Below are 6,817 nucleotides of genomic sequence, written 5' to 3'. Positions count from 1 at the left end.
CGACTAACCGTTTGCGCGCCGCCCCTGCACGTCCTCTACACTTGACCAGGTCTAGTGGCGACCATCTCCGCCACACCCGGGCCCCCTTCGTCTAGCGGCCTAGGACGCCGCCCTTTCAAGGCGGTAGCGCCGGTTCGAATCCGGTAGGGGGTACCACACAGGCGCGCGATTCTGTCCCATCAGCCATCGCCGCAGCCGCTGCATCCTGCTGAGTTCCCACGATCTCGGACGTGATCGTGACTTCACACTCCACGGATCGATCGTCCCAACCGGCAGCAGATCCAGCGGTTCGGGACACGGACGCGGCGATGCCGCACTCCGCAGGTCCCGAAGCTTGGCCTGCGCGGCCTCCAGCTCGCCGGCGATCTGAGCGGCGCGTCCATTGATGTTCTGGACAAACGCCGGGCTGGGCTCATCCAACTGTTCAAGAGGATCCAGCACCCGCGCACGCCGCCGGGCCACCCGAGGAGTAGTCGCGCCCTGTTCGCGGCCCGGGTTTGTGAAGCTGATCTCTACTAGCAAACCTCGCCCCTGAGCTGCGAACTCAGGTTGGAAACTTCCCGGTGGGGTGGGAGTGGGATCGCATGCAGGGTGACCGCGTGGGTTGTTGCCGGGTTGGTCAGCTCCCGGGTTCTCGGGGTCGCGTGAACGAGGATCTTGGTGGGATGCAGGGGGCGTTCGATCACGCCGGCCGGGGTGACCGTTGTTTCGGTGAGTTCGCCGGTGAGGGTCATGCAGACCTGGGGTGTGGTGGTGCGGACCTGGGTTCGGGTCGCCGGAGGCCAGATGGTCAGCCAGCAGTACATGTGGGGGGCCGCTGGAACGGTCGTCGTCAGCAGGGTGCCGGCGGCGAAGCGGGTGAGCCACCGGACTTCTCGGTCGGCGGCCAGGCGGGTCAGGGCGGTGGCCAGTTGACCGAGGGTGGGGGTCGTCGTGGTCCGGGCGCCGTGGCCGCACAGGGTGATGTCGGGGATCGTGTCGGTCTTCGTCATGGTCACAGACCGAGGGAGCGGCCGATGAGCTCCTTCATGATCTCGGTGGTGCCGCCGTAGATCGTCTGGACGCGGCTGTTGGCCCACTGCTTGGAGATCGGGCTCTCCTTGAGGTAGCCGTAGCCGCCGTGCAGTTGGAGGCAGGTGTTGGCGATCTTCACCTGAAGTTCGGTGGTCCACCACTTCGCCTTGGCTGCGGTGGTGATGGAGAGTTCGCCGGTGTTCAGCCGGGCGATGCAGTGTTCCAAGAACACGCGAGCGATGGTCACCTCGGTGTCCATGGTGGCCAACTGGAACTTGTTGTGCTGGAACGTACCGATCGCCTGGCCGAACGCCTGGCGCGTTCGGCAGTAGTCGAGGGTCTCGGTCAACATCTGCTCGGCCGCCGCGACCGCCACCGTGGCGATGCTCAGGCGTTCTCTGGGCAGGCCCGCCATGAGGTACGCCATGCCCGCGTTCTCCCGGCCGATCAGGTTGGCGGCCGGGACCCGGCAGTCCTCGAAGAACAGCTCGCAGGTGTCGCTGGCCGCCCAGCCGAGCTTCTCCAGACGCTTGCCCCGGGAGAAGCCCGGGGTCCCGCGTTCCACCACCAGGAGGCTGAGGCCGCGGTCCGTTCTGGTCGCGGTGAGGACGAGGTCGGCGTTCTCCCCGCTGGTGATGAACGTCTTCTGGCCGTTGAGGACGTAATGATCGCCCTCCTTGCGGGCGGTGGTGCGGATGTCGGCGACATTCGAGCCCGCGTCGGGCTCGCTGATGGCGATGGCGGCGATCAGGTCGCCCGAGCAGACCCCGGGGAGCCAGCGCTCCTTCTGCTCGTCGGTGGTGCGGTGGGTGAGGTAGGACGCCACCACGTCGTTGTGGGCCACGAAGCCCGGGGCGGTGAGACGCGCCTTGACCAGTTCCTCGGCGAAGATCGCATGGTAGGTGAAGTCCGGCTGGCCCGCCCCGCCGTACCGGGTGGGGACGCCCATGCCGAGCAGGCCGGTCTTCCCTGCCTTCAGCCAGAGACCGCGGTCGATGATGCCCTGCCGCTCCCACTCGTCGTGGTACGGGACGGCTTCCTGCTGGAGGAACTTCTGGCACATCTGCCGGAAATCCTCGTAGATCTCCTTCATGCGGCGCTCCTCAGGTGCTCGGCGACGATCTCCAGGGCGGTCTCCGGGGTCTGCATGAGGGCGAAGTGGCCGCCGGCGATCTCCACCCGGCGACAGTGCGCGGTGGTGTGCTCGGCCCACTGCCACATCTGCTCGGGGGGAACGTAGATGTCGTCGCGGGCGGCGATCAGGGTGAGGGGATGGTCGACCTTCAGGTTCTTCTGGTGCGGGAACTGCAGGCGGATCGCGTAGTCCTCGCGCATCAGCCGTACCAGGTGGCGGCCCAGCTCCGCGTTCTCCAGGACCGCTCCGGTGGTGCCGCCGTCCTTCACGACCTTTTCGAGGAGTTCGCGGTCGCTGAGATGGGCGGTCTCGTCCGGGACGACCAGGCGGGGCGGCACCGCCGCCGACAGGAACTGGCGGACCGGGGGCTCGGCCATGTGCGCGGCGACCGTCAGGCTGATCGTGGCGCCGAAGCTGTGGCCGAACGTGGCGTAGGCCGTGTCCGGGTGTTCCCGCCGCACCCGTTCCAGATCCTTGGCGATGTGGTCGGCCATCGCCATGGCCAGGAGGTCCAGGTCGCCGGTCTTCGGTTCGCGGAGCCTTGGGCCGCGGCCCGGCTGGTCCACGCCTTTGGGGACGATGTCCCCGGTCCTCTTCCAGGTGCGGTAGACCATCGAGGTCGCTCCCGCGTGGGGGAAGCAGTAGAGCCGGATCACAGTGGTGAGTCCTCCGTGGAGACGCGTTCGGCCAGCATGAGGGTGGTCAGGTTGGTCGGGACGCTGAGGATGGCGGGGAAGACCGATGCGTCGACGATCCGCACGTTCTCCAGGCCGTGCACTCGGCAGTCCTGGCCGACCACCGCCATGGGGTCCGTCGCCGGGCCCATCCGGCAGGTGCCCATCGCGTGCCAGCCGGGGTTCATGATGTTGCGGACCGCGGCGCGCATGGTGCGGTCGTTGCCGATCATCCTGTCGGTCCAGAACTGCGTGCGCTCCAGGTGGGCGGTGACCTTGGGCGAGCGCAGGATCCGCCAGCCCTTGCGCACGCCGCATATCAGGCGGTTCACGTCCTCCTCGATGCCGCCCATGCCCAGCACTATCTCGGGCCCCTGGTCCGGGGCCAGGCTTCGCGCCCGTACGTGGCCGGTGGACTTCGGGCGCATCAGCATGACCGACAGGCCCACCGCCATGGGTGCCTTCAGCCGGTCGACGAAGCCGGGGATCGTGTCGCTCGCCACGTTGTTGAGCAGCCCCACCTGGACGTCGACGTCGTCGTCGAACTCGCTGGACATGCGTCCGGCCACCTGGCGCCAGGGCCGGCCGGGCCTGCACACGCCCGGCCGGGGGATCGACCAGATGACCACCGAGGGGTGGTCGGCCAGCCGCTCGCCCACGCCGGGGAGATCGAGGACTTGGTCGACGCCCAGGTGTTTCGCCAGGTCGGCCGAGCAGACGCCGGAGCGTTGGAGGATGGGGGGCGTCCCCACCGCGCCCGCGCAGAGCACGACGTTCCTCGTCCTCTCGATGGTGTGGTCGTCGAGTTCCACGGCGGTGGCCCGTGTTCCCTCGAAGAGGACGCGGACCGCCTGAGTTCTGGTGCGCAGTTCCAGATTGGGCCGGTCGCGTACCGGGTCGAGGTAGACGGTCGCGGCGTCCTGGCGTACGCCGTTCACCGCGTTGGCGGGGACGGGGCCAACGCCTTCCTCTGCTCCGGCGTTGAGGTCCGGGAGGTCCGGTAAGTCCAGGCGGTTGCACTCGTGCCAGAAGTCGGTTTCCAGTTCGTGGAGGTCTTCCGGGCCGGGGCGCCGTATGGGGAGGCCGTCGGTCTCCAGCCTGTCGTAGTAGGGGACGACCTTTTCCCAGGACCAGTCCGGGTTGCCCGCCGCGGCCCACCCGGCGAGGTCGCGGGGAAGGGCCCGCATGGCGATCGCGCCGTTCACCGCGGAGGAGCCGCCCACGACCTTGCCCAGGCTGTAGGGGAAGCGCGTCCAGAGGGCCCGGGACGTTCCGGCGTCCGCCGTGCGCAGGTTGGCCCGGTGGTCCCAGTTGTAGCCCTGGAGGATCAGCCTTCCCGCGTCGCGCAGCGGGTTGTCCTCGGCCGGCTGGTCGTCGCCCGCCTCCAGGAGGAGCACGCGGGCGCCGGTCGCCGACAGGCGGGCCGCCATGACGCAGCCCGCCGATCCGGCGCCGACGACGATGTGGTCCCAGGTCATGGCGCGGGCTCAGCGATGATCTCGGCGAAGGAGGCGATGGTCGCGTTCAGGAACAGCGCCTCGACGACCTCGTCCTCGGTGCCGGTGTCGATGCCGAACTCGTCGCGCAGCCGGGTGATGATGCCCATCGCGTGCAACGAGTCGCCGCCGACGTCGAAGAAGCCGTCCTCGGTGCCGAAGTCGTCGTGCCCGAGCTGTTCGCCCCAGATCTTCAGGAGCCGCTCCTCGACCCGGTTGCTCGGGGCGGCGTGTCCCGCTTCCGGCGGGTCGTCGGTCCAGGGGAGCGGCAGCGCGGCGCGGTCGATCTTGCCGTTCGTGGTGAGCGGCAGCGCGTCCAGCCGCAGATAGTGCATCGGCACCATGTAGTTGGGCAGCACGTTCCGCAGCTCGGCGCGCAGCGCGACCGGGTCCGCCTCGTCCGCCACGACGTAGGCGGTGAGCTGGCGCTGCCCGCTGCCGGGGTGTGCCGGGGCGGTGACCATGACCTGGCGGACGCCGGGCAGCCGGGCGAGCGCGGCCTCGATCTCGCCGAGCTCCACCCGGTAGCCGTTGATCTTCACTTGGAAGTCCTCGCGGCCGAGGATCTCGATGTCTCCGCCGGGCAGGTACCGGCCCAGGTCGCCGGTGCGGTAGAGGCGTTCGCCGGTGTTCGGGTGGACGATGAAGCGCTCGGCGGTGCGGTCCGGGTCCTCCCAGTAGCCCTGCGCGACGCCGGTCCCGCCGATGTGGATCTCGCCGGTGACGCCGACCGGGCATGGCTCCAGCCACGTGTTGTACACGTGCAGGGTCTGGTTGGCCAGCGGCTTGCCGTACGGGATGCTCGTCCACTCCGGCGGGACATGGCCGATCGGGTGGTGCACCGACCAGATCGAGCCCTCGGTCGCGCCGCCCAGGCTGATCAGCCGCACCTCGGGCAGGAGCGCGCGCACCTGGCCGGGCAGGTCGACCGGGATCCAGTCGCCGCTGAGCAGCGCCAGGCGGAGGGTATCGCCCCGGTGCGCGGTCTCGGGGGTCAGCGACTCGGCCCACATCCGCATCGGCGCGGGAACGCTGTTCCAGATCGTTACGCCGTGCCGGTCGACGAGATCGGTCCAATGCCCGGGGTCGCCCGAGCGTTCGGGAGAGGGGATCACCACGGTCCCGCCCGCGCCCAGGACGCCGAAGATGTCGTACACCGACAGGTCGAAGTTGGTCGGGGCCAGTGCCAGCACCTTGTCGCGGGCGGTCACCGCGAACCGCCGGTTGATGTCCTGGACGGTGTTGGCGGCGGAGCGGTGTGTGATCGCCACGCCTTTGGGGGTGCCGGTGGAGCCGGAGGTGAAGATGACGTACGCCAGGTCGTCGTGGGACCGGCGGTTCTTCGGGCGGTGGGCCGGCTGATCCCGGGTCTCCTGCTCGTCGAAGGTCATGACCTGGACGTCCCGCGGCCAGGCCGCGCGCAGGTCGGGCTCGGTGACCAGAGCCCTCGCGTGGCAGCGGCGCAGGAGCCGGTGGCGGCGCTCCTCGGGCAGCTCCGGGTCGATCGCCACGTACGCGGCGCCCGCGTGCAGCACGCCGAGGATCGCGCTGATCTGTGCCGCGCCGGGGCGCATCGACACCGCGACGAGTTCGTCGGGCTCGCACCCGGGCAGCCGGTGGGCGAGGCGGTGGGCGTCCTCGGTGATCCGGCGGTAGGTGACCTCGGTGCCGTCGGCGATGACCGCGACCGCGTCCGGGGTGCGGTCGGCCGCCTCGGCGACCAGTTCGTGCAGCAGGCGCGGCGGGATGTCGGCCGCGGTCGCGTTGGCGCGCCGGCGTTCGGCGAGCTGGTCGGCGGGCAGCGGGACCACGCCGCCGGTCCGGTCCCAGATGCCGGGGTCGTCGATGAGCCGGTCCAGCAGGGTCCGGTACGCCTGGAACATGGCGTCCAGCGACCCGGCGGGGAACAGCTCCTCCACCGCGTTCCACGTCACCGAGACACCGCCGTCCTCGGCGAACACCTGGTTCTCCAGCCAGATCTGCGCGGTCTGACCGGCCACGTGCACCGGGTCGCCGAAACCGCCCCACGCCGGGCCGGTCGCGCCGTCCAGCGTGCTGGTGAACACCACCGGCATCGAGACGCCGCGCCCGTCGCCGCGGTGGCGGGTCAGCTCGCGCAGCACCCGGACCCCGCCGAACGCCGTGTGCGCCATGTCGGTGCGCAACCGCCGTTGTAGGGCCGCGGCGCGTTCGGCGAACGGCTGCTCGGCGGTGCTGTCGACGGCGAGCAGGTTCGGAGCCAGGAAGTTGCCGACGAGTTCGTCGACTCGCGGGTGCAACGGCCGCCGGTCCAGCACCGACACCGTCACCGTGCACTCCTGCCGCTTGGACCAGGTGCGCAGCACCTCGGCGTAGGCGGCGAGCAGGACGCTCGTGGAGGTCAGACCCCGGGCGCGCGCCGCATCCGTCAGGCAGGCCCACCGCTCGTGCGTCAGCAGGTGGTGCCGGCGTGTGAAGACCGGCCGGTCGACCTGTTCGGGCGGGACCGCCAGGGGGAG

At 70.0% G+C, this 6,817-nt stretch carries 5 protein-coding genes and 1 tRNA gene; 1 reads left to right on the top strand and 5 read right to left on the bottom strand.

Features of this window, described 5'->3' with window-relative positions:
- Positions 1 to 80: 80 nt before the first annotated feature.
- Positions 81 to 156 (top strand) — tRNA-Glu (locus E1264_RS38265).
- 359 nt (positions 157 to 515) lie between these two features.
- Here E1264_RS38265 and E1264_RS38260 read toward each other — a convergent pair.
- The 5 genes from E1264_RS38260 to E1264_RS38240 form a co-directional block, all read right to left on the bottom strand.
- Entirely contained in the window at positions 516 to 992 is a 477-nt protein-coding gene (locus E1264_RS38260) for a hypothetical protein (RefSeq protein WP_132181740.1), read from the bottom strand.
- 2 nt (positions 993 to 994) lie between these two features.
- Positions 995 to 2,107 (bottom strand): acyl-CoA dehydrogenase family protein, encoded by a 1,113-nt coding sequence (locus E1264_RS38255; RefSeq protein ID WP_243711426.1) that lies wholly within the window; start codon positions 2,105 to 2,107, stop codon positions 995 to 997.
- Positions 2,104 to 2,805: a thioesterase domain-containing protein gene (locus tag E1264_RS38250; RefSeq protein WP_243711425.1), complete on the bottom strand. Its 702-nt coding sequence runs from the start codon at positions 2,803 to 2,805 to the stop codon at positions 2,104 to 2,106. Before E1264_RS38250 ends, E1264_RS38255 begins: the two co-directional genes overlap by 4 nt.
- On the bottom strand, positions 2,802 to 4,301 hold the full coding sequence (locus E1264_RS38245) for a GMC family oxidoreductase (protein WP_132181736.1): 1,500 nt from the start codon (positions 4,299 to 4,301) through the stop codon (positions 2,802 to 2,804). The genes E1264_RS38250 and E1264_RS38245 overlap by 4 nt, the downstream gene beginning before the upstream one ends.
- A partial coding sequence (locus E1264_RS38240; RefSeq protein WP_132181734.1) for a non-ribosomal peptide synthetase occupies positions 4,298 to 6,817 on the bottom strand: 2,520 nt, incomplete at its 5' end. The genes E1264_RS38240 and E1264_RS38245, both read right to left, overlap by 4 nt.

Source organism: Actinomadura sp. KC216, from assembly GCF_004348535.1.
GTDB lineage: Bacteria > Actinomycetota > Actinomycetes > Streptosporangiales > Streptosporangiaceae > Spirillospora.
Note: the sequence above shows the minus strand (reverse complement) of the source record. Positions and strands in the feature narration are given on the sequence as shown.